An 18,602-nucleotide genomic window follows, 5' to 3' on the forward strand; every position below is an offset into this window, starting at 1 on the left:
TGCAGCATAGCGAGACCGTATTCAGCGATGGACCGCGTGTTGCGCCTTTCGCCGCTGCGTCGCATCGCGCCATGAAATACCGCAGTGGGTTATGACGTACGTCTCACTACGACTGGCTCCTTCCAAAGGGTGCGGCCAAAAAACGTCAGTGTGCGGTCCCACGCGAGTTGCGCCCAGACCGGATCGTATTGCGTGCCTGGTATGCGCCCATCGCCCACGGCAGTTTCATTGGCGAACGCATGATGTGCAAGATAGCGATGGAATTCCGCCGAGACCTCACTGCGGGCGAACTTCTCCTCAAGCACATCCACACTCGCGGCAGGAAAGAATGCGTCCTGTGTGGCGCAGTGCGCCTGGATGGGCGCTTTGATGCCAGAAGCGTCCAGGCGATCCAGCGGCGGGAATCCGTACCATATAACGCCAGCCGCAAATTCAGGGACAGCGCTGAGGGCAAGAAGCGTCAATGCGCCGCCCATGCAAAACCCGGTCACACCGATATTTCTCGTGTACGTACTCAGGTATTGAACCGCGCCGCGAACGTCCTGAGAGATCGCGTCAGCAAAGTCCAGACTATCCATGTAGTGGTGAGCCTCTTCTTCCTCGACGGTAGACTTTCCTCTGTAGAGGTCGGGCACCAGCGCGATGTAGCCCGCGTGAGACAGACGGTCCGCCACACCCCGGATCTGAGCGTTAAGCCCCCACCACTCCTGGATCACAACGATTGCCGGCGCGCCTTCCAGCTTCGCCGGATTCGCAAGATAGCCCTGAATGGCTTGACCGTCCGGACGGCAAAAGCTGACCATGGTTCCCACGTTGCGCATCGGGTTTCCTCCAATAATTAATCGACAGTTCAAGTTAAGCGCGGCTGCCTGCTTGTTGCGTACTCAACCGGCTTTCAGAGTCGCAAAGGGCATACATGTAGCGCCTATGACCACGGAGCCCCGCGCCTGAGAGATGAAAAACTCGTCTCTTGTCGCTGCGAGGTTTCTCCGTGGCTAGCAGCTATGAGACGATGAACATAAGCGAGCACCGGCTGCTGCATGAAGGTTCTAGTCTTCGCGATCGAGAAAGGCCGTGACATCGGCCACGAAGCGCTTGGGATACTGGTACTGCGCCCCATGACTCGAGTCAGGGTACAGAATCAGCTGAGCGTTCGGCAGCTTCTCCTCCAGGGTGAACGAATTCACCGGATAATGAACGATGTCGTGATTGCCGCCCACGATGAGCACAGGCTGCTTGATGTTTTTCAGGTATGCATCCGCATCAGCGTGAGGCGCGCCCCATGCCGCGAACGCCGCTACCTGCGCCGGTGCGACCTTATCATTCACGTCCGGGTCACGATCGCGCGAACGAGCATGAAGGCGATTGAGGAATTCACGTCCCGCAGCGCGACTCGCGTCTGATTGCGTGAAGAACACATCGAGCAGCAGTTGATCGTTGTTTCCGCCGTCCTTCTTGATCATTTCCTGAAACTCTGGCGTAAGCGTGGCCATTCCAGCCCCGCCGCGAGGTCCGCTCCCAACCAACACCAGATGTCGAACAACTTCAGGGCGCTCAACGGCAACTTCCTGTGCTACGAGACTTCCCAGAGAAAATCCGAGAAGATCAGCCCTTTTGACGTTGAGTGCGTGAAGCAAGTCAATAGCATGCCGCGCCATCCCCTCGACGGTGCTGGGAACTTCTCCTTCTGAACTGGCGATGCCGGCGTTGTCGAACAGAATTACCTCTCGATTTTTAGCAAAACCGTCAATGACCGCAGGGTCCCAGTTGTCCATGTTGCCCACAAAGTGCTGGAAAAAGACCAGCGGCACATTGCCGGGTTTTCCGAAACGGCGATAGGCGAGCTTCGTACCGTTTACATCGATAAACCTCGTCGGCGCTGTCTGATGCGTGTAGACGGCGCGCAGATTCTGCCCTTCCCCTGCCGCATTGGATGGCGTAGTTGCGAAAGCGGCAGCTGTAGCAAGTACTAGCACCCCCGCCTTGACCGTCGCGATTTTTATCGGTTTTCTCACTTCAGTATTCCTGAATTCAACACATTAAAAAATATTCTTACTGCGCTCCGAGAACTGGCGTGGTGTTGGGGACGAACGCTGCTTACGCCGGATTCTTGACGGAAGAGCGCTCGTCAACCGTCTGCCGCCAATTGAGCAGCGCGGTGCATTCCTCGGGGACCCGAATGTTTGCAAAACCAGCGAACACGAGTCCCGCCCAAACTGTGATATCCGCCATTGAGAAGGATTCGCCCGCAACGTACGGTTGCGCCGTGAGCACCTTGTCAAAGTAGCGCATCCCGGCAACAGCCTTGTCGCGTGAGCGTTCACCCCATTCTCGGCGGCCCTCCCAATCGGGGCTCTTGTACGCCTGAAGCGCCGGTCCAAGACCCGGCGTCGCATGGTGAAAGTAGATCCCTACCGCATCGATCAGTTCTGACTCAGCCCGCTTCTGCATCATATGAACCAGCGCTTTCTCTTTTGGCGACTTGCCCGTCAGCACCGGATTGCCGTCAAGATTGTCAAGATACTCAGTGATGGCCGTGCACTCCGAGATGTACGTTCCGTCATCCAACTGCAGAACGGGCACAGTCCCGGTGGGGTTGATGGCGAGGAAGGCGGCTTGCTTGTGTTCCGCAGCGGGAAGATCAACTTTGATGAACTCAACCTTGGAAGCAAGATTTTTCTCCGCCAGCACGATCCGGATGCGAAGCGGGTTGGGAAAACCTGGAATGTCGAAAATTTTCATGGTCGGTCTCAAAAGGGTCGTTACCTATCGATAGGTAAGTGAAGCGCACTTTAGCGAGGCGTCCTCCCCGTGTCAACACTTACTTATCGATAGGTATCGTGTTAGAGTCTCCCACATGACAACTGACACCAAACAGCGCATTCTCGGCTCTGCCCGACGCATGGTTCAGGCGCGTGGATACAACGCGCTGAGTTTCCGCGAAATCGCCAAAGAGGTCGGCATCAAGAGCGCAGGCGTGCACCACCACTTTCCGACAAAGGGTGATCTAGGCGCGGCGTTGGCGCGCCAGTACACGGAGGAAGCGGTCACTTTGCTGCATGACCTTCTCGAACGGTTCGATAACGAGCAGCTGACGCTGGAGCGCTATGCGAGCATCTTTCGTTCGGCACTCGTGCAAGACAATCGAATGTGTCTTTGCGGCATCATGGCGGCAGAGCATCATGACCTTCCCGCCGAAGTCCGGGTAGAAGTCGATCACTTCACCGAGGTAAACGTCGACTGGCTTTTTAAGGTTCTGTCTCTCAGGGAGGACGGAAGAGATGCCGAGTCTATTAAGCGCCACGCGCTAGCAATTTTCGCGGCTATTGAAGGCGCGCAACTGGTCGCTCGTGGACGCGGCGACGTGTCGGTCTTCGACGCTACGGTCCAGGCATATCGAAGTACCGGCCTTTTTGCGTAAACAGCGCACGCGCTGTGACTTCGCGATGCCGATCGGGTGCGGGAAAGTGAACATACGCTGTTCGTAGATTGCCCTCATCATGGCGGACGGCGCCAGCGGGCTTTTGGCTACGTATCCGAGGTTCTGACCGTATTGTCGGTGGCGTTCGTTCCGGGTGAGGACCGCTGCGAATCGTGAGTTTCCGCCGGCCAAACGAGATGAACAGTGCGCCTATCGCGAGTGGCTCGAAAATCACTTCGATGACTAGCGCGGAAATGCACGATGTTCGCTCGCGGCGAAAGCTGCACTGACTGGGAACGTGTGCGCCGAAAAGCGGATCAGGATACGGAAGCGGCCATGGAAAACCACGCCATCGGCGAAGCCATTGGGCGCAAGCGTGACTGGCCGGTGGGTCGGTGAGCCGAAGGCCCCCATATCAGGCAATCTCCCGGGCTCCGTGTCGGGACAATATGACTGCTACGGGAAGCACTTCTGCCGAGGGCGGAGGGCGAATTAAAAAGGAAAACGAAGCATTCACTCCCGCAGTACGACCGAGCAACTCAAGGTCCCGCAAGTCCGTGTTCTGTCGCGCTCCGATGGCTTCTGATGTCACGCAAACCGCCGCGACAGAATGGAACCAAGCTAGGTTGCTCCGCACCCACTGGCCTCAACGCGGTCGACAATCCATGCATCAACATCGGTCTCTAGCCATGCAACCCTACCACCACCGATTTCCACTGGCCGTGGAAACTTACCTTCGGCCAGATACCGATAGACAGTACTTGTGCCCTGGCCAACACGCAGACGCACTTCGCGAAGGCGAATCAAACGTTGCTTTGCCGGATTCTCCTTCGGGGGCGTAATTGACACGACGCTCGCAGACATCCCCGCGCAGTACTGCGACCAGTGGTCCATCATCTTTCGGCGCCTCTCGAGCATGTCACCTCGCTGATACGCACGGCGGGCCTTGTTGCTCGTCTTGTGGGCAATCGCCTTGTCGGCTAGCACTTCGGGATACTCACCATACTCCTCCGCCCAGTCCTGAAATGTCGAACGGAACCCGTGCACCGTGATGTCTGTATATCCCATGCCATCGAGCAGTTCTAACATTGCCATATTCGAAAGCGGAGCGCCCTTTTTGTCGCCCGGAAAGAGGTAGCCATACCTGGCCGTCCGCATAGCTCTCTTCACGAGATCGCAGGCCGTATCACACAAGGGCACGCGGTGAGGAAGGCCCATCTTCATCCGCTCGCTGGGGATCGTCCAAATCTTGTGGCGTAAGTCGAACTCTTCGGGCCGCGCTCGCCGGATCTCATTCGTTCTACAGACGGTCAGGATCACCAGCTGCAACATCACGGCTGAGCGAGAACCTTCATTTGCCTTCACCTTAAGCTTTGGTATGAATTCAGGGATGTCGGCCCACGGCAACGCCGGAAAATGCTTCAGGGCGCGCCTGCGCTTTGCTAGCACCTTATCCAGGTGACCACGCCAGCGTGCAGGGTTGTCGCCGTCACGATGCGCCGCGCCTCTTTACGCGCCTCGATCGGGTCAATCTTGTCCTTCACGAGTGCCCTGCATCGGGCCGCCTCGGTACGCGCTTCTGCCAACGAAACAGTCGTCATCGGCCCAAGCCCCATCTCGCGCGAACGCCCGAATAGTTGAACTGATAGATCCAGGAGCGCGAACCCGAGCCAGAAATCTGGAAATAAAGGCCGCCACCATCGGCGTAGTAACCGCGATCAACGAGCTTCGCTATGCGAAGCTGGCGAGAGCCAATGAGGTTGCCTGGATTGAGATTCCGCCATTTCCCACCCCTACTTTCACCCCAACTTGATGGGTCGATTCTGTCGGTACGAGCCGGAAGCAGCAAAGAAAAAACCCCGGAAGGCGCTTGTGGCGGCCTTCCGGGGTCTGGTCCGGGACATGGTGAAATGTCCCGGAAGGTGCTCCTGGCGGAGACGGAGGGATTCGAACCCTCGATCCAGGTTTTGGCCCAGATGCTCCCTTAGCAGGGGAGTGCCTTCGACCTCTCGGCCACGTCTCCCAAACTTTCGCTCGCGCAGGGAGTCAGCGCGACGAAGCCAAGATAATAGCGGGCCGGACCGCCAAGGTCAATGTCCGACGAACACTTTTTGTGCCAATGTCGTCATTGACGAAGGATTTTTTTCGCCAGGCCACGCATATGTACAACAACGAACGAGGCGCTCCTGCACGCCCCGCTGCTTCTACCAAATCACACCCAGTTACGCCTGATCCAGTTCGAACGCCTTATGCAGCGCGCGCACTGCGAGCTCCATATACTTCTCGTCGATCAGCACCGAAATCTTGATTTCGGACGTCGAGATCATCTGGATGTTGATGCCCTCTTCCGACAGCGTGCGGAACATCGTGCTCGCGATGCCCACATGCGAACGCATGCCCACGCCGACCACCGAAACCTTCGACACCTTCGGATCGCCCAGCACCTGCTCGGCCTGCACGTGCCCCTTCACCTGGTTCGTGAGGATGTCCATCGCGCGCTGATAATCGCCGCGGCCCACCGTGAACGTGAACGCCGTTTTTCCTTCGACGCTCTGGTTCTGGATGATCATGTCGACGTCGATATTCGCGTCCGCCACCGGGCCGAGAATCTGATACGCGATGCCCGGCTTGTCGGGCACACCCATCACCGCGATGCGAGCTTCGTCGCGCTGGAACGCGATGCCCGAGATGACTGCTTTTTCCATGGTCTCGTCTTCTTCAAAAGTAATCAGGGTGCCCGACTTCATTTCAGCGTCGAGCGGGATGAGCGGATCGGTCAGGCTCGACAGCACGCGCGTCTTCACCTGATATTTGCCGGCGAATTCCACCGAGCGGATCTGCAACACCTTCGAACCCAGGCTTGCCATTTCCAGCATTTCTTCGAACGTCACGCGATCGAGCCGGCGAGCCTCTTCGACCACGCGCGGGTCGGTCGTGTAAACACCGTCGACGTCCGTGTAAATCAGGCACTCGTCGGCCTTCAACGCAGCCGCGACCGCGACCGCCGACGTGTCCGAGCCGCCGCGGCCAAGCGTCGTGATGTTGCCGTCCGGGTCGATACCCTGGAAGCCCGTGATCACGACCACCTTGCCCGCGTCGAGATCGCGCAGCACGCGCTCGCCGTCGATGTCGCTAATGCGCGCTTTCGTGAACGCGCTATCCGTTTTGACCGGCACTTGCCAGCCCGCGTAGCTCACCGCGTCGACGCCGGCTTCCTGCAGCGCGATGGCGAGCAGTCCCGAGCTGACCTGCTCGCCGGTCGCGGCGATCATGTCGAGTTCGCGCGGGCTCGGCTGGCTCGTGATCTCTTTCGCGAGGCCGAGCAAGCGGTTGGTTTCGCCGGACATTGCCGACGGCACGACGACCATCTTGTGGCCGGCCTTTTGCCATTTCGCGACGCGCTTGGCGACGTTCTTGATGCGCTCGACCGAGCCCATCGAAGTGCCGCCGTATTTATGTACGATGAGTGCCATTGTCGTTCTGAACTGAAGGAGAAACCGCGCTGGCGCGCTCGCGACGACCGCACAAAAGCACAGGGGCGCAACGTCTTGTGAACGGCGGCGAAGTGTATGGCGGCGTAGATGCAGCGCGCGTGCAGCACGCGCGGATTTGCCCGTGATTGATCGCTAATGGCTTACCGGAAAACTCGGATCACGATCGGAAAACCGACAAAAGCGAGGGCAAAAGCGGGTCGGGCAAACAAGTTAACGTACCCGATCAGAGGCAAAAAGACAAGCCGCGAAGGCCGTGGCGACGCGTGCCGCGGCGCTTGCGCGGCGTTCCGTAATGCATATTCGCGCTTTAGCTCGCGCTCAGAATCGCGCCCTATTTGGACGACAACCCGTTCGATGAAGCCAGTGCCCGACCGGCCGGTCAGGCGATCAGCAAGTCCTCGCGCCAGACGATTCGCACGCGCGCTACGTCGGGCGCTACGTCAGCGTGCAACGCCGCGTGGTTCACGCCGAGCAAAGGGACGAACAGCAGTTCATCGCCGAGAAACAGCAGCGGCACGTCGCGCTTCCACGCGGGAATGCCGCGCTCCTGGAACAGGTTCTTCAGCGTTCGACTACGCGCGCCCGGCGCGTCGCTCGCGCGCATGCGTTCGCCGCCGCTGCGCGAACGCGCGCGCAGTGGTGCGTGTTGCAGCAGGCTGATCGGAATGGTGTCGTTGAGCGCGGTGTTAATGGCATTGGTGGCATCCGCCGCGTTCACCGCTAAAGCATCAACCGCTTCAAACACAAAAGTCCCGCGCCATTGCGGCAAGCGCCACGTCGCTTGTCCCTGCCACACCAACTCGCTGACCTCGCGCGCCGCAAGCGAAGTTTCGTCGGCGGGATCGCTGCTGTCGCCCGCTTCCCAATACACCAGCCCGCGATAGCTGCGCAGCGCATGACCCGCATGATCGACGCGCAGACGATGCCCGTCGCCGCCCTCGCCCACTTCGCGCAGTTGCCGCAGCGCATCGCCAAGACGCGCGCTCGACGCCGCGATGAAGCCCTGTGAGCGCATCCAGTAACGCATGAGATTGAGCGCGCGGTCGTCATCGAGTGCGATGAGCGCGTCGTGCGAGAGCGCGTGCCCATCGTCGCGCGAGACGGCGTCGAGGTCGATGCGCGCAAGCTCATCGAGCAAGCGCTGCGCCGACGCTGCATGCGACGCCGTGCGCGCGAGCGCGTCGCGGAAACCGGGGAAGTGAACGGCCAACGCGGGCGTGACCTGGTGGCGCAGCGCGTTGCGCGCATAGCGCGTGTCCGCATTCGATTCGTCGTCGATCCAGCGCAGTTCGCGCCCGCTCGCATAGCGTTCGATCTGTGCGCGCAGCAGATGAAGCAACGGCCGCACGCGCGCCGCCGCTGCGCCCGCTGGCGAGAACTCCGGCGCCATCGCCGCGAGGCCCGCGAGGCCCGCGCCGCGCAACAGTTGCAGCAGTACCGTTTCCGCCTGATCGTCCGCGTGTTGCGCGAGCCACAGCCAGCCAATGCGGTGCGCCGCGCACAGTGCGTCCAGCGCGCGATAACGCGCATCGCGCGCCGCGGCCTCCACGCTCACGCCCGCATCGCGCGAAACGTCGACGTAACGCACGACGAACTCGACCTCGCGTTCGCGCGCGAACGCCTCGCAATGCGCGAGCCACGCATCGGCGTTCGGACTCAATCCATGATGCACATGAAACGCGATGCAACGCGACGAGCCGGCGACACGCACGGCCGCGTCCAGCAGCACACTCGAATCGACGCCGCCGCTAAACGCAACGGCAACGCGCGCGGGCAGCGCGGCAAACGCAACGCGGACCGCCTCGAGAACGAGGCGGTCCGCAGGCGATTCGGCAGTGGGAGTCATGTCGCTAGCGCGGTTGCATTAGTCATGCGTCGCGCCGATGGACGAAAGGAAACGCGCGGGCTCAAACGCCCGGCGTCGTTTCCTTGAACTTGCCGTACGACATCAAACGTTCGAAACGGCGTTCGCGCAAGTCGTTGATGCTCATGCCCTGGAACTGACGCAGCGAATCGGCGAGCGCACGGCGCAGCATCGCCGCCATGCCCTTCGGATCGCGATGCGCGCCGCCGAGCGGCTCGTTGACGATCTTGTCGATCAGACCCAGCGCCTTCAGACGATGCGCGGTGAGACCGAGCGCCTCGGCGGCTTCCGGCGCCTTGGCCGCGCTTTTCCACAGAATCGACGCGCAGCCTTCCGGTGAAATCACCGAATAGGTCGAGAATTGCAGCATCAACACGCTGTCGCCGACCGCGATGGCCAACGCGCCGCCCGAACCGCCCTCGCCGATGATGGTCGCGATCAGCGGCGTCTTCAGTTCGGCCATGACATACAGATTGCGGCCGATTGCTTCCGACTGCCCGCGTTCTTCCGCGCCGATGCCGGGATAGGCGCCCGGAGTATCGATGAACGTGAAGATCGGCAGGCTGAATTTTTCGGCGAGACGCATCAGACGCTCGGCCTTCCGATAGCCTTCCGGACGCGGCATGCCGAAGTTGCGCAGCGCGCGCTCTTTCGTGTCGCGGCCCTTCTGATGGCCGATCACCATGCAGGCCTGGCCATTGAAACGCGCGAGGCCGCCGACGATCGACAGGTCGTCCGCATAGTGGCGGTCGCCGTGCAGCTCGTGGAAATCGGTGAAGAGCTCGTTCACGTAGTCAAACGTGTACGGGCGCTGCGGATGTCGGGCGATTTGCGAAACCTGCCACGGCGTGAGGTTCGCGTACAGATCTTTCGTGAGCTGCTGGCTTTTCTTGGACAGCCGCTCGATCTCTTCCGAAATATCGACGGCCGAATCGTCCTGCACGAAGCGCAATTCTTCGATCTTCGCTTCGAGTTCAGCGATCGGCTGTTCGAAATCCAGAAAGGTGGTCTTCATTGGTTTTAATCCTTGGACTTACCGGCAGCGCGTATTCTAACCGCGCTCGCCGATGTCAAAACCACTTCGCAACTATCAAAATCTAACAATTGATAGTTTCGCCAAGCGGCATTGCTTCTTCTGCTTTCAGTAGTCGACCGGCAACGGGTCCAGACTACGCCACATATACCAGGTGGCGACGGTGCGCCACGGCTCCCAGTTCGCCGCGACCTCGCGCGCTTCGCTGCGCGTGACCGGTTCGCCGCTAAAGTAATTCACGCTGATGGCGCGGATCAGACCGAGATCGTCGAGCGGCAGCACATCGGGACGTGACAGGTTGAAGATCAGGAACATCTCCGCAGTCCAGCGGCCGATGCCGCGAATCTGCGTGAGTTCGGCGATCACCGCCTCGTCTTCCATGGACCGCCACTTGCCGACGTGCAAAGCACCCGACACGAAATGCTGCGCGAGGTCGAGCACATACTCCGCCTTGCGCCTCGACAAGCCGCAAGCCGTGAGTTTTTCCTGACCCAGCTTGATGAACTGCTGCGGCACGAGCTTCGGACAAGCCGCCGCGACTTTGGCCCAGACGGCCTGCGCGGACGCCACCGAAATCTGCTGACCGACCACCGAGCGCGCGAGCGTGACGAACGGATCGCCGCGGCTCAACAGATGCACCGGACCGAACTTCGGAATCAGCTTCTTCAGAATGCGGTCGCGTTTGACGAGGTCGGCGCATGCCTTGTCCCAGTAGTCAGGACGCGTGACTTCGGGCGCAAGCCCGGCGATCTGCACCGGCACCGCGACCTCGCTTGCGCTCGCCGCTTCGCCGCCCGCCGAAGACGACGCGCGCGTCTTGCGCACGATCTCGCCTTCCTGGTTCTCTCGCGTTTTCGCGACGCGCGCGAGCTCCTGCACGTCGCCCGCAAGTTCGGCCGGCAACGCGCCGTTCGCGCTACTCGGCTTCGCACGCGATGCCTTCACGGACGACGCCTTCGTGCGTCGCGTGGCGGACGAAAGCGACGACGCCGCGGACGAACCCACATGCGCAGGCGCGGACGCGCCGTTCAACGCGCGCTTGACCGCCGTCTTCTTCGAGGCGCCGCCAGCGGTTTTTGCCGCCGCTCCCGCGCCTTTCGACGTTGCTGCCTTCACCGCGCCGCTTGCCGTGCGCGCCGACGTTCGAGTCGACTTGGGCGCGGCTGCCGCGTTTGTTTGAGACGTGGCTCGTTTAGCCGGCGTCTTCGTGGCCGTTGCCATCCTGCCTCCTGCCTGGCGAGTCGTTCAGAGGGAAGTACGAGGTGCGCTCACACGCGCCGCCACTCGGTTAGCCCGCCGGGTTTGTCTTCAAGTGCAACGCCGGCCTCGAGCAATTCCGCCCGGATCCGGTCTGCTGCTGCATAGTCCTTCGCCTGCTTGGCGGCCACGCGCTCGGCGATCTTCGCTTCGATCGCGGCGGGTTCCAGCGCGCCTTCTACCGCGGCGCCCGCTGCCTGCTGCAGGTATGCACGCGGCTCGCGCCCGAGCAGCCCGAGCACCGCGCCGAGCGAGCGCAGTTGACGGGCCAGCGCGGGGTCGCGCGTGCGGTTCACTTCAGTTGCCAGCTCGAACAACACCGACACCGCAACCGGCGTGTTGAAGTCGTCGTTCATGGCTGCCTGGAAACGCTGCGCATGCGCTTCGTTCCAGTCGAGCGCGGCGCCGTCCGGCGTCACGTCTTTCAGCGCCGTGTAAAGGCGGCCGAGGGCGTTGCGGGCGTCGTCGATATGCACGTCGCTGTAGTTCAGCGGCGAACGATAGTGCGCGCGTGCGATGAAAAAACGCACGACCTCGGCATCGTACTGCGCCAATACCTCGCGAATCGTAAAGAAATTATTCAACGACTTCGACATCTTCTCATTGTCGATCTGTACGTAGCCGTTGTGCATCCAGTAATTCACGAACGTTTGACCGGTCGCAGCTTCGCTTTGCGCGATTTCGTTTTCGTGGTGCGGAAACTGCAGGTCCTGTCCGCCGCCATGAATGTCGAAACGTTCGCCGAGCAGCGCGCACCCCATAGCCGAGCATTCGATATGCCAACCAGGACGGCCGCGGCCATACTTCGAGTCCCAGCCCGTGTCGGCGGGTTCGCCCTCTTTCGACTGCTTCCACAACACGAAGTCGAGCGGATCTTCTTTCGCGTCGTTCGCGGCGACGCGCTCGCCCGCGCGCAGATCCTCGAGCGACTTGCCGGAGAGCTTGCCGTAGCCCGCGAACTTGCGCACCGCGTAGTTCACGTCGCCGTCGCTCGCCTGATACGCGTAGCCGTTCGCCTCGAGCGTCTCGATCATGCCGAGCATCTGCGGAATGAAGTCGGTGGCGCGCGGCTCGATGTCGGGACGCGCGATGCCGAGCGCGTCCGCATCTTCATGCAACGCATTGATGAAGCGATCGGTCAGCGACTTGATCGTCTCGCCGTTTTCGACGGCGCGGCGAATGATCTTGTCGTCGATGTCCGTGATGTTGCGCACGTACGTGACCTGGTAGCCGAGCGTGCGCAGCCACCGCTGCACGATGTCGAACACGACCATGACACGCGCATGACCGACGTGACAATAGTCGTACACGGTCATCCCGCAGACGTACATCCGCACGACGCCTGCTTGCAGGGGCACGAAAGTTTGCTTGTCACGCGCGAGCGTGTTGTAGATGCGCAGTGATTCCATAGAGAACGGTGCGTGGGCCGAAAGAAATCCGCAATGTGTTTCGTGCGTGCCGCCCCCGAACACGACGGCGGGGACGAATTGTTGCCGACTGTTGCCTATTGCCTGTTACCTGTTCGGACGGGCTCTGATCAGACTTCTTGATGACCAGACTATTGCCCGACGTGAAACACGCACAGCGGCGACTGTTGAAACACGCACAGCAGCAAACCGGTGCACCTGGTGCGGCGGTCAGACTGCTATCAAGGCGGAGACGACCACGAGTGGCGAAAAGACAGCCGGCGGTTCGACGGAACGCGCAGACCTTTTGTTAGAATGGCTCGGAGTATAACACCCAGACCCGAGCCTATGAAACCTTCCAGCGGCCGCGCGCGCAGCGCTGCGACCCTCGCCGCGACGGCGTTTGGCGGCCTTGCCGGCACACTTGTTCGCGCCTCTGTTCGCGCCCCTCTCCGCGCCTCTGTTGGCACTTCGGTGCGTGGCTCGATGCACGGCGCTGGCGGCAAGTTCGCGCGCGCCGTCACGCTGCGCGTCGCCGTGGCCGTCGCGCTCGGCATGCTGCCGGGCGCCGCCGCCTTCGCGCAGAAAACGCCTACCATGCCGCAAGGGCCTGCCGTGCGCGACAACACGCCGGAGATCGACGCGTCCATCGCGCAAAAGGACTGGCAAGCCTCGCTGACGCAACTCGATGCGCGCATCGCGTCGAATCCGCGTGACGCGCAGGCGAAGTTCAAGCGCGCCACCGTGCTCGCGCATCTGAACCGCGACGACGAAGCGATCACCGCGTTCACCGAACTCACGCAGTTGTATCCGGAGTTGCCCGAGCCGTACAACAACCTCGCCGCGCTCTACGCCAAGCACGGCCGCTACGCGGAAGCACGCGCGGCGCTCGAAACCGCGACCAAGGTCAACCCCGGTTACGGTCTCGCTTACGAGAACCTGGGCGACCTCTATCTGCGCATGGCCAACGAAGCGTATCGCCGCGCGCAAAGCCTCGGCAAGGCGAACGCCACGACCACGCAGCGCATCGCCGACATCCAGAAAATCGTATCGCCGCCGAAGACCGCGAAAGCGCCGAAACGGGCCGCGGCCGCGCCGCAGGAATACACGCCCGGCTCCACCGCGAACATGACGCAAACGCCGAGCTTCCAGTACGGCGGGCCCAACGGCTCGCTCGCCATGCCGCCTTACATGGCACCCTCGCAATAAGGCCGCCGCCGCGGTCATACGTTTTTTCCAACCCTGAGGATTTTCATGAAATGGTTGATGTTGGCGCTCGGCAGCGCCGCCCTGATCGCGAACGCACCCGCGTTCGCCCAGTCCGGTTCGCAAGCCGCGCATCCGTCCGTCCTCCTCAAGACGTCGGAAGGCGATATTCGCGTCGAGTTGTATCCTGAGAAAGCGCCCAAAACGGTCGCCAACTTTCTCGACTATGTGAAGTCCGGCCAGTACAGCGGCACGATTTTTCATCGCGTGATTCGCGGCTTCATGATCCAGGGCGGCGGCTACACGCAGAGCTTCGCGGAGAAGCCCACGCGCGCGCCGATTCCGCTCGAAAGCCGTAACGGTCTGAAGAACACGATGGGCACGCTCGCGATGGCGCGCACCAGCGACCCGAACTCCGCGACCGCGCAATTCTTCATCAACACGGTGGACAACGCGGGCCTCGACTATCCGAATCCGGACGGCAACGGCTATGCGGTGTTCGGCAAGGTCACGAGCGGCATGGACGTCGTGAAGAAGATCGAAGCCGCGCCGACCACCACGCGCGGTCCGATGGGCGACGTGCCGCAAAAGCCGATCGTGATCGAATCGGCTGCCGTGGTCGGCGGCAAGTAACGGAACAACCCAGAGCAACACGGAACAACACTGAACATCACGCACGCGTAGAAGCGTCGAACTCACGCCCCGCGCGGCCCGCCGTCAAACGCATCGACGCGCACAGATTGCACAGCGCACGACGGCTCGCCGCGTCTTTTCCACCCACCCCGTTCATCAAAGGATTCCATCATGGTTGAACTGCATACGAACCACGGCGTCATCAAACTGGAACTGGACGCCGAGAAAGCGCCGAAGTCGGTTGAGAACTTCCTCAACTACGTGAAGGCCGGCCACTACGACAACACGGTGTTTCACCGCGTGATCGACGGCTTCATGATTCAGGGCGGCGGCTTCGAACCCGGCATGAAGCAGAAGCCGACGGCCGAGCCGATCAACAACGAAGCGAACAACGGTCTGAAGAACGTGAACGGCTCGATCGCGATGGCTCGCACGAACGACCCGCATTCGGCGACCGCGCAATTCTTCATCAACGTGAACGACAACGACTTCCTGAACCACTCGTCGCCGACGCCGCAAGGCTGGGGCTATGCGGTGTTCGGCAAGGTGGTCGAAGGCATGGACATCGTCGAGAAGATCAAGAAGGTCAAGACGGGCTCGAAGGGCTTTCATCAGGACGTGCCGGTCGACGACGTCGTGATCGAAAAAGCCGTGGTCGTCGACTGATTGCGGACGCGCCTTAACTAGAAAAACTGCGATACAGGCACCTTCAATGCTGCAAGAAAAGCCGCTGCGAAGCGTCGCCGCGGGCGTGCCTGGCGAGGGCAAACGCCCGCACGCCGCACGCCCGTTTTTGTTCCTCTCCGACATTCATTTGAGCGAGGCGATCCCGCGCACGGTCGCCGCGTTCGAACACTTCATTCGCGTCAACGCCGACCAGGCCGACTCGGTTTTTATTCTCGGCGATCTGTTCGAGTACTGGATCGGCGACGACATGCTCGCCGAGCCGTTCGTCGCGCGGATGGCCGCGCTGTTGCACACGCTGACCGAGCGCGGCATTGCGCTCTACATCATGCACGGCAATCGCGACTTTCTGCTCGGCAAGCGTTTCATGAAAGCGGCCGGCGCGATCTGGCTGCCCGACCCGTTCGTGATCACCGCATTCGGCACGCGCATTGCGGTCGCGCATGGCGACCGTCTGTGCACCGCGGATCGCGGTTATCAACTGTTTCGCGGATTCGCGCGCAACCGTCTTGCGCAGATGCTGTTTCTCGCGTCGCCCTTTTCGTGGCGTCAGGCGCTCGCGGAAAACATGCGGGCGAAGAGCGAGGGCGGCCGCATGCGTCCCGTTTCACTCAAATACGACGTGACGCCCAAAGGCGTCGCCGCATTGTTCAAGTGGTCGAAAGCGGCGACGATGATTCACGGGCACACGCACCGCCCCGCGCGTCATCGCGAGCCGGGCGGCATACGCTGGGTGCTGCCCGACTGGGATCTCGATCATGGCGAGCGACGCGGCGGTTATTTGCGCGTCGATTCGGAAGGGATTCGGGCGTTACCGCTCGATTGAGAGTGGTGGTGAGAGGTGGTGCGTTGCGCGGCGTGATGAGGTGGTGTTTCACCCGCGGCGTGACGAGGCGATGCGCCGCCACGGCGGCATGAAAAGGTCGTGTCTTACGCGTAGCAGCGAGACCATGCTGCGCCCCGCCTCCGGCCGCATGATGATGTGCTGCGCCGCCGACGGTGGCATGAAGAGGCGGTGCCGCGCTCACGGCCCCGCGTATCTTCAAGCCTTCAACGCGCGGCCACCGTCCCCTCCACCTTGCCCGCGATCGCCGCGGACAAACGGCGTAAATCGAGCAGCGCGGCATCGGCGCCTTGCAGGCCTTCCAGGCTCGTGCCCAGATGCTCGAGCGCCACGACGATTTCATCGATGCGCTTCGCTTGCGTCGCGGCATGATCGATCAGCCCGTGGATGGCGAGCGACACAGGATCGTCTGCATTCGGCGTGATGCCGTACGCGCAGAAATCGCTGCGCCTGGCGGCTAGCTTGCCGCGTTCATCCTCACGCGTCACGCCATTCGACGCAGCGGCGCCGTTCGCCGTGGCATCCGACGCTACACTCGCGCGGCCATTGGCCGGCATGCCAACAGCGGCAGCCTTCGCCACGGCAGATACAGCAGCAGCCGCCGCCGGCACGATGATTCGCGCCGGATTGCCGACCGCGGTCCCGCCGGCGGGCACAGGCTTCGTCACCACCGCATTCGATCCGATCTTCGCGTCCGCGCCAATCGTGAACCCGCCGAGCACCTTTGCGCCCGCGCCCACGATCACGCCGCGCTCCAGCGTCGGATGCCGTTTCGCGCCGCGTGTGAGCGACGTGCCGCCGAGCGTGACGCCCTGATAGATCGTGCAATCGTCGCCGATCTGCGCGGTCTCGCCGATCACCACGCCCATGCCGTGATCGATGAAGACTCGCCGTCCAACGGTCGCGCCCGGATGAATCTCGATGCCCGTCATGAAGCGCGCCATCTGCGAAACGAAGCGCGCGAGCCAGCGGCGCCGCGCGCGCCAGCACGCATGCGCGAACCGGTGCAGCACCAGCGCGTGCAAGCCCGGATAACATGTGAGCACTTCCCAGGCACTGCGGGCGGCGGGATCGCGCTCGCGGATCGTGGCAATGTCTTCGCGAAGTCTCGTGAACATGGCAGGGACTATGTTATGTGGGGGAAGCCGCGCGCGAAACGTCATGCGCGCGTGCACGGCTGCCGCATAGCAGATCGGCAGCTTTGCTTAGAAGGTTTCGAGGATTGTAGGACGGTTCGCGCAAACCTGCCGCAAGTCCATGTAGCGCAAAAGGTCGTCGTGCTAGTCGGTGGCCGCCAGCACGGCCGCTGATTGCTTGCTCATTGGCCGCTTATTGCTCGCTCATTGGCCCTTCGTTCCCGCGCCGCGCGCTAGCGTGCGCTGTCGTCCTTGCGGCCGGTTTTCAGCAGGATGTGCTTCGCAATCCCGCGCACGATATTGACCTCCTCGCGCTCGAGACCCGAACGCGCGAAGAGCCGCCGCAAGCGCGACATCAGCTTCTTCGGATTCGCGGGATCGAGAAACTCGAGTGCGACGAGCGCGCTTTCGAGATGCGCAAACATGCTTTCGATTTCATCGCTCGCGGCACGCGGACCTGCAGGCTCGGCCGATGCAGCGGCGCCGGTCGATGCAGCCGATGCAGCCGACCCAGTCGACGCTTGCGGCGCGCGGCTCGCCGATGCGTTGACCTCCGCACCGCTCGTCAGATAGATCATGCGCAACTCATACGCGAGGACCTGTACGGCCTGAGCGAGATTCAGGGAACTGTAGGCGGGATTCGCGGGAATATGCGCAAGCGCGCTGCATCGTTCGACGTCTTCATTCGACAAGCCCGTGCGCTCGTTGCCGAACACGAGCGCGATCTCGCCGTGCAACGCCTCGTCGCGTGCGAGGCTTGCGGCTGCGCGAGGCGTCCATTGCGGCGGGCCGTACTCGCGCTGCCGCGCGGTCAATGCGATCGACCAGTGCACGCCGGAGAGCGCATCGGCAAGCGTCGGCACGACGTGCGCGGAGGCGAGCACGTCGTCGGCGCCGCTTGCCATCGCTATCGCCTCCGGATCGCTCTGCACGTGCGGCACGCGCGGCGAAACCAGCACGAGCCGCGAAAAACCCATGGTTTTCAGCGCGCGCGCCGCGGCCCCGACGTTGCCCGGATGGCTCGGCTCGACGAGCACGAAACGCGTCGACGTGAAGCCGCCGCGCAAGTCCGCCACGGCGGGATCGGAAGAATGGTGGGTGTGGTCCACGATGAAAGCCTGCGAGTCGGAGAACGCGTATGGTAGCGCCAACGCGCGAAGCCGCCGAACGGCGTGTGTGTGGGCGGGGGGGATTCAGGCTGCAAATGCGTCGTCAAGCGCGGCTGGAAGGCTGCGCGCCGGCGCGTGGGCAAGCGCGGTTGCAAGCAGTTCGAACGCGTCGCCGAGTGCGTGTGCAAGCGCGGCTGCGCGCCCGTGAGCGAGCGCCGCCGCAAGCAGTTGGAGCGCGTCTCCGAGCAAGTGCACGAGCGGCTGGGAGCGCTGTGCAAGCGCGGTTGCAAGCCGCTCAAGCGCGTCTCCAAGCGCGGGTTCGAGCGCGGCTGGAAGACCGTGCGCGAGCAGCTCACGCGCGCGCGAAACCGCGGCTCAAGCCCGTGCGCAAGCGGGTTGCAAGAGGCTCGAGCGCGTCTCCGACCGCCTCTTCAACATCACATTCAAATCCGCATGCAAGCGCCCACGCACGCCCACCAGCGCCCTCCCCAACCCGAACCCTGCCGCGCCTGGCA

Annotated in this window: 17 protein-coding genes and 1 tRNA gene; 5 read left to right on the plus strand and 13 right to left on the minus strand. The window is 62.1% G+C overall.

What is annotated here, in order from left to right; genetic code table 11:
• Positions 1–89: 89 nt before the first annotated feature.
• The 3 genes from P0D87_RS07555 to P0D87_RS07565 all read right to left on the minus strand — a co-directional run bounded on the left by P0D87_RS07555 (position 90) and on the right by P0D87_RS07565 (position 2,742).
• Complete coding sequence (locus tag P0D87_RS07555) at positions 90–821, minus strand: dienelactone hydrolase family protein (RefSeq protein WP_321175731.1); 732 nt, start codon at positions 819–821, stop codon at positions 90–92.
• 228 nt (positions 822–1,049) lie between these two features.
• The gene (locus P0D87_RS07560; protein WP_082366999.1) at positions 1,050–2,015 is read right to left on the minus strand and encodes an alpha/beta fold hydrolase; all 966 of its coding nucleotides are present in this window, start codon (positions 2,013–2,015) and stop codon (positions 1,050–1,052) included.
• An 82-nt stretch (positions 2,016–2,097) separates the two neighbouring features.
• Positions 2,098–2,742, minus strand: a complete 645-nt coding sequence (locus tag P0D87_RS07565) for a glutathione S-transferase (protein ID WP_053858345.1) — start codon at positions 2,740–2,742, stop codon at positions 2,098–2,100.
• Between the two features lie 115 nt (positions 2,743–2,857).
• Between P0D87_RS07565 and P0D87_RS07570 the strand changes: the two genes are divergently transcribed.
• Complete coding sequence (locus tag P0D87_RS07570; protein WP_006051394.1) at positions 2,858–3,421, plus strand: TetR/AcrR family transcriptional regulator; 564 nt, start codon at positions 2,858–2,860, stop codon at positions 3,419–3,421.
• A gap of 621 nt (positions 3,422–4,042) precedes the next feature.
• Here P0D87_RS07570 and P0D87_RS07575 read toward each other — a convergent pair.
• The 8 genes from P0D87_RS07575 to cysS all read right to left on the minus strand — a co-directional run bounded on the left by P0D87_RS07575 (position 4,043) and on the right by cysS (position 12,478).
• On the minus strand, positions 4,043–4,870 hold the full coding sequence (locus P0D87_RS07575; protein ID WP_321175732.1) for an AlpA family phage regulatory protein: 828 nt from the start codon (positions 4,868–4,870) through the stop codon (positions 4,043–4,045).
• Positions 4,864–5,037 (minus strand): integrase arm-type DNA-binding domain-containing protein, encoded by a 174-nt coding sequence (locus P0D87_RS07580; RefSeq protein ID WP_321175733.1) that lies wholly within the window; start codon positions 5,035–5,037, stop codon positions 4,864–4,866. Before P0D87_RS07580 ends, P0D87_RS07575 begins: the two co-directional genes overlap by 7 nt.
• A gap of 313 nt (positions 5,038–5,350) precedes the next feature.
• A tRNA-Ser gene (locus P0D87_RS07585) sits at positions 5,351–5,444 on the minus strand.
• Positions 5,445–5,643: 199 nt separating this feature from the next.
• Positions 5,644–6,894, minus strand: a complete 1,251-nt coding sequence (locus tag P0D87_RS07590; RefSeq protein ID WP_006051483.1) for an aspartate kinase — start codon at positions 6,892–6,894, stop codon at positions 5,644–5,646.
• Positions 6,895–7,294: 400 nt separating this feature from the next.
• A complete protein-coding gene (gene tilS / locus P0D87_RS07595) occupies positions 7,295–8,761 on the minus strand; it encodes a tRNA lysidine(34) synthetase TilS (protein WP_053858413.1) in 1,467 nt (488 codons plus the stop codon).
• Between the two features lie 61 nt (positions 8,762–8,822).
• Positions 8,823–9,794 carry an acetyl-CoA carboxylase carboxyltransferase subunit alpha gene (locus P0D87_RS07600; protein WP_006051481.1) on the minus strand — a complete coding sequence of 324 codons (972 nt, stop codon included), beginning with the start codon at positions 9,792–9,794 and terminating at the stop codon, positions 8,823–8,825.
• A gap of 126 nt (positions 9,795–9,920) precedes the next feature.
• Positions 9,921–11,033: a DNA-3-methyladenine glycosylase family protein gene (locus tag P0D87_RS07605; RefSeq protein WP_053858414.1), complete on the minus strand. Its 1,113-nt coding sequence runs from the start codon at positions 11,031–11,033 to the stop codon at positions 9,921–9,923.
• Positions 11,034–11,080: 47 nt separating this feature from the next.
• On the minus strand, positions 11,081–12,478 hold the full coding sequence (gene cysS / locus P0D87_RS07610; protein WP_029970742.1) for a cysteine--tRNA ligase: 1,398 nt from the start codon (positions 12,476–12,478) through the stop codon (positions 11,081–11,083).
• Between the two features lie 345 nt (positions 12,479–12,823).
• Here cysS and P0D87_RS07615 point away from each other — a divergent pair, with 345 nt between their 5' ends.
• The 4 genes from P0D87_RS07615 to P0D87_RS07630 all read left to right on the plus strand — a co-directional run bounded on the left by P0D87_RS07615 (position 12,824) and on the right by P0D87_RS07630 (position 15,824).
• Positions 12,824–13,684 carry a tetratricopeptide repeat protein gene (locus P0D87_RS07615; RefSeq protein ID WP_053858415.1) on the plus strand — a complete coding sequence of 287 codons (861 nt, stop codon included), beginning with the start codon at positions 12,824–12,826 and terminating at the stop codon, positions 13,682–13,684.
• A gap of 45 nt (positions 13,685–13,729) precedes the next feature.
• Positions 13,730–14,314, plus strand: a complete 585-nt coding sequence (locus tag P0D87_RS07620; protein ID WP_029970740.1) for a peptidylprolyl isomerase — start codon at positions 13,730–13,732, stop codon at positions 14,312–14,314.
• Between the two features lie 171 nt (positions 14,315–14,485).
• Positions 14,486–14,980 carry a peptidylprolyl isomerase gene (locus P0D87_RS07625; protein ID WP_006051475.1) on the plus strand — a complete coding sequence of 165 codons (495 nt, stop codon included), beginning with the start codon at positions 14,486–14,488 and terminating at the stop codon, positions 14,978–14,980.
• A 46-nt stretch (positions 14,981–15,026) separates the two neighbouring features.
• On the plus strand, positions 15,027–15,824 hold the full coding sequence (locus P0D87_RS07630; RefSeq protein WP_006051474.1) for a UDP-2,3-diacylglucosamine diphosphatase: 798 nt from the start codon (positions 15,027–15,029) through the stop codon (positions 15,822–15,824).
• Between the two features lie 224 nt (positions 15,825–16,048).
• Here the strand turns inward: P0D87_RS07630 and cysE are convergent, their stop codons facing one another.
• Positions 16,049–16,960 carry a serine O-acetyltransferase gene (gene cysE / locus P0D87_RS07635; RefSeq protein WP_029970738.1) on the minus strand — a complete coding sequence of 304 codons (912 nt, stop codon included), beginning with the start codon at positions 16,958–16,960 and terminating at the stop codon, positions 16,049–16,051.
• A 251-nt stretch (positions 16,961–17,211) separates the two neighbouring features.
• Positions 17,212–18,087, minus strand: a complete 876-nt coding sequence (locus P0D87_RS07640; protein WP_053859063.1) for an RNA methyltransferase — start codon at positions 18,085–18,087, stop codon at positions 17,212–17,214.
• Positions 18,088–18,602 lie beyond the last annotated feature (515 nt).

The organism is Paraburkholderia sp. RL17-368-BIF-A (genome assembly GCF_046054045.1).
Lineage (GTDB): Bacteria > Pseudomonadota > Gammaproteobacteria > Burkholderiales > Burkholderiaceae > Paraburkholderia > Paraburkholderia graminis.

What these genes read in the sequence shown, in the direction of transcription:
- P0D87_RS07555 (WP_321175731.1), bottom strand. Translation starts at nt 821, where the DNA reads ATGCGCAACGTGGGAACCATGGTCAGCTTTTGCCGTCCGGACGGTCAA.
- P0D87_RS07565 (WP_053858345.1), bottom strand. Translation starts at nt 2,742, where the DNA reads ATGAAAATTTTCGACATTCCAGGTTTTCCCAACCCGCTTCGCATCCGG.
- P0D87_RS07570 (WP_006051394.1), top strand. Translation starts at nt 2,858, where the DNA reads ATGACAACTGACACCAAACAGCGCATTCTCGGCTCTGCCCGACGCATG.
- P0D87_RS07580 (WP_321175733.1), bottom strand. Translation starts at nt 5,037, where the DNA reads ATGGGGCTTGGGCCGATGACGACTGTTTCGTTGGCAGAAGCGCGTACC.
- P0D87_RS07590 (WP_006051483.1), bottom strand. Translation starts at nt 6,894, where the DNA reads ATGGCACTCATCGTACATAAATACGGCGGCACTTCGATGGGCTCGGTC.
- tilS (WP_053858413.1), bottom strand. Translation starts at nt 8,761, where the DNA reads ATGACTCCCACTGCCGAATCGCCTGCGGACCGCCTCGTTCTCGAGGCG.
- P0D87_RS07600 (WP_006051481.1), bottom strand. Translation starts at nt 9,794, where the DNA reads ATGAAGACCACCTTTCTGGATTTCGAACAGCCGATCGCTGAACTCGAA.
- P0D87_RS07605 (WP_053858414.1), bottom strand. Translation starts at nt 11,033, where the DNA reads ATGGCAACGGCCACGAAGACGCCGGCTAAACGAGCCACGTCTCAAACA.
- cysS (WP_029970742.1), bottom strand. Translation starts at nt 12,478, where the DNA reads ATGGAATCACTGCGCATCTACAACACGCTCGCGCGTGACAAGCAAACT.
- P0D87_RS07615 (WP_053858415.1), top strand. Translation starts at nt 12,824, where the DNA reads ATGAAACCTTCCAGCGGCCGCGCGCGCAGCGCTGCGACCCTCGCCGCG.
- P0D87_RS07620 (WP_029970740.1), top strand. Translation starts at nt 13,730, where the DNA reads ATGAAATGGTTGATGTTGGCGCTCGGCAGCGCCGCCCTGATCGCGAAC.
- P0D87_RS07625 (WP_006051475.1), top strand. Translation starts at nt 14,486, where the DNA reads ATGGTTGAACTGCATACGAACCACGGCGTCATCAAACTGGAACTGGAC.
- P0D87_RS07630 (WP_006051474.1), top strand. Translation starts at nt 15,027, where the DNA reads ATGCTGCAAGAAAAGCCGCTGCGAAGCGTCGCCGCGGGCGTGCCTGGC.
- cysE (WP_029970738.1), bottom strand. Translation starts at nt 16,960, where the DNA reads ATGTTCACGAGACTTCGCGAAGACATTGCCACGATCCGCGAGCGCGAT.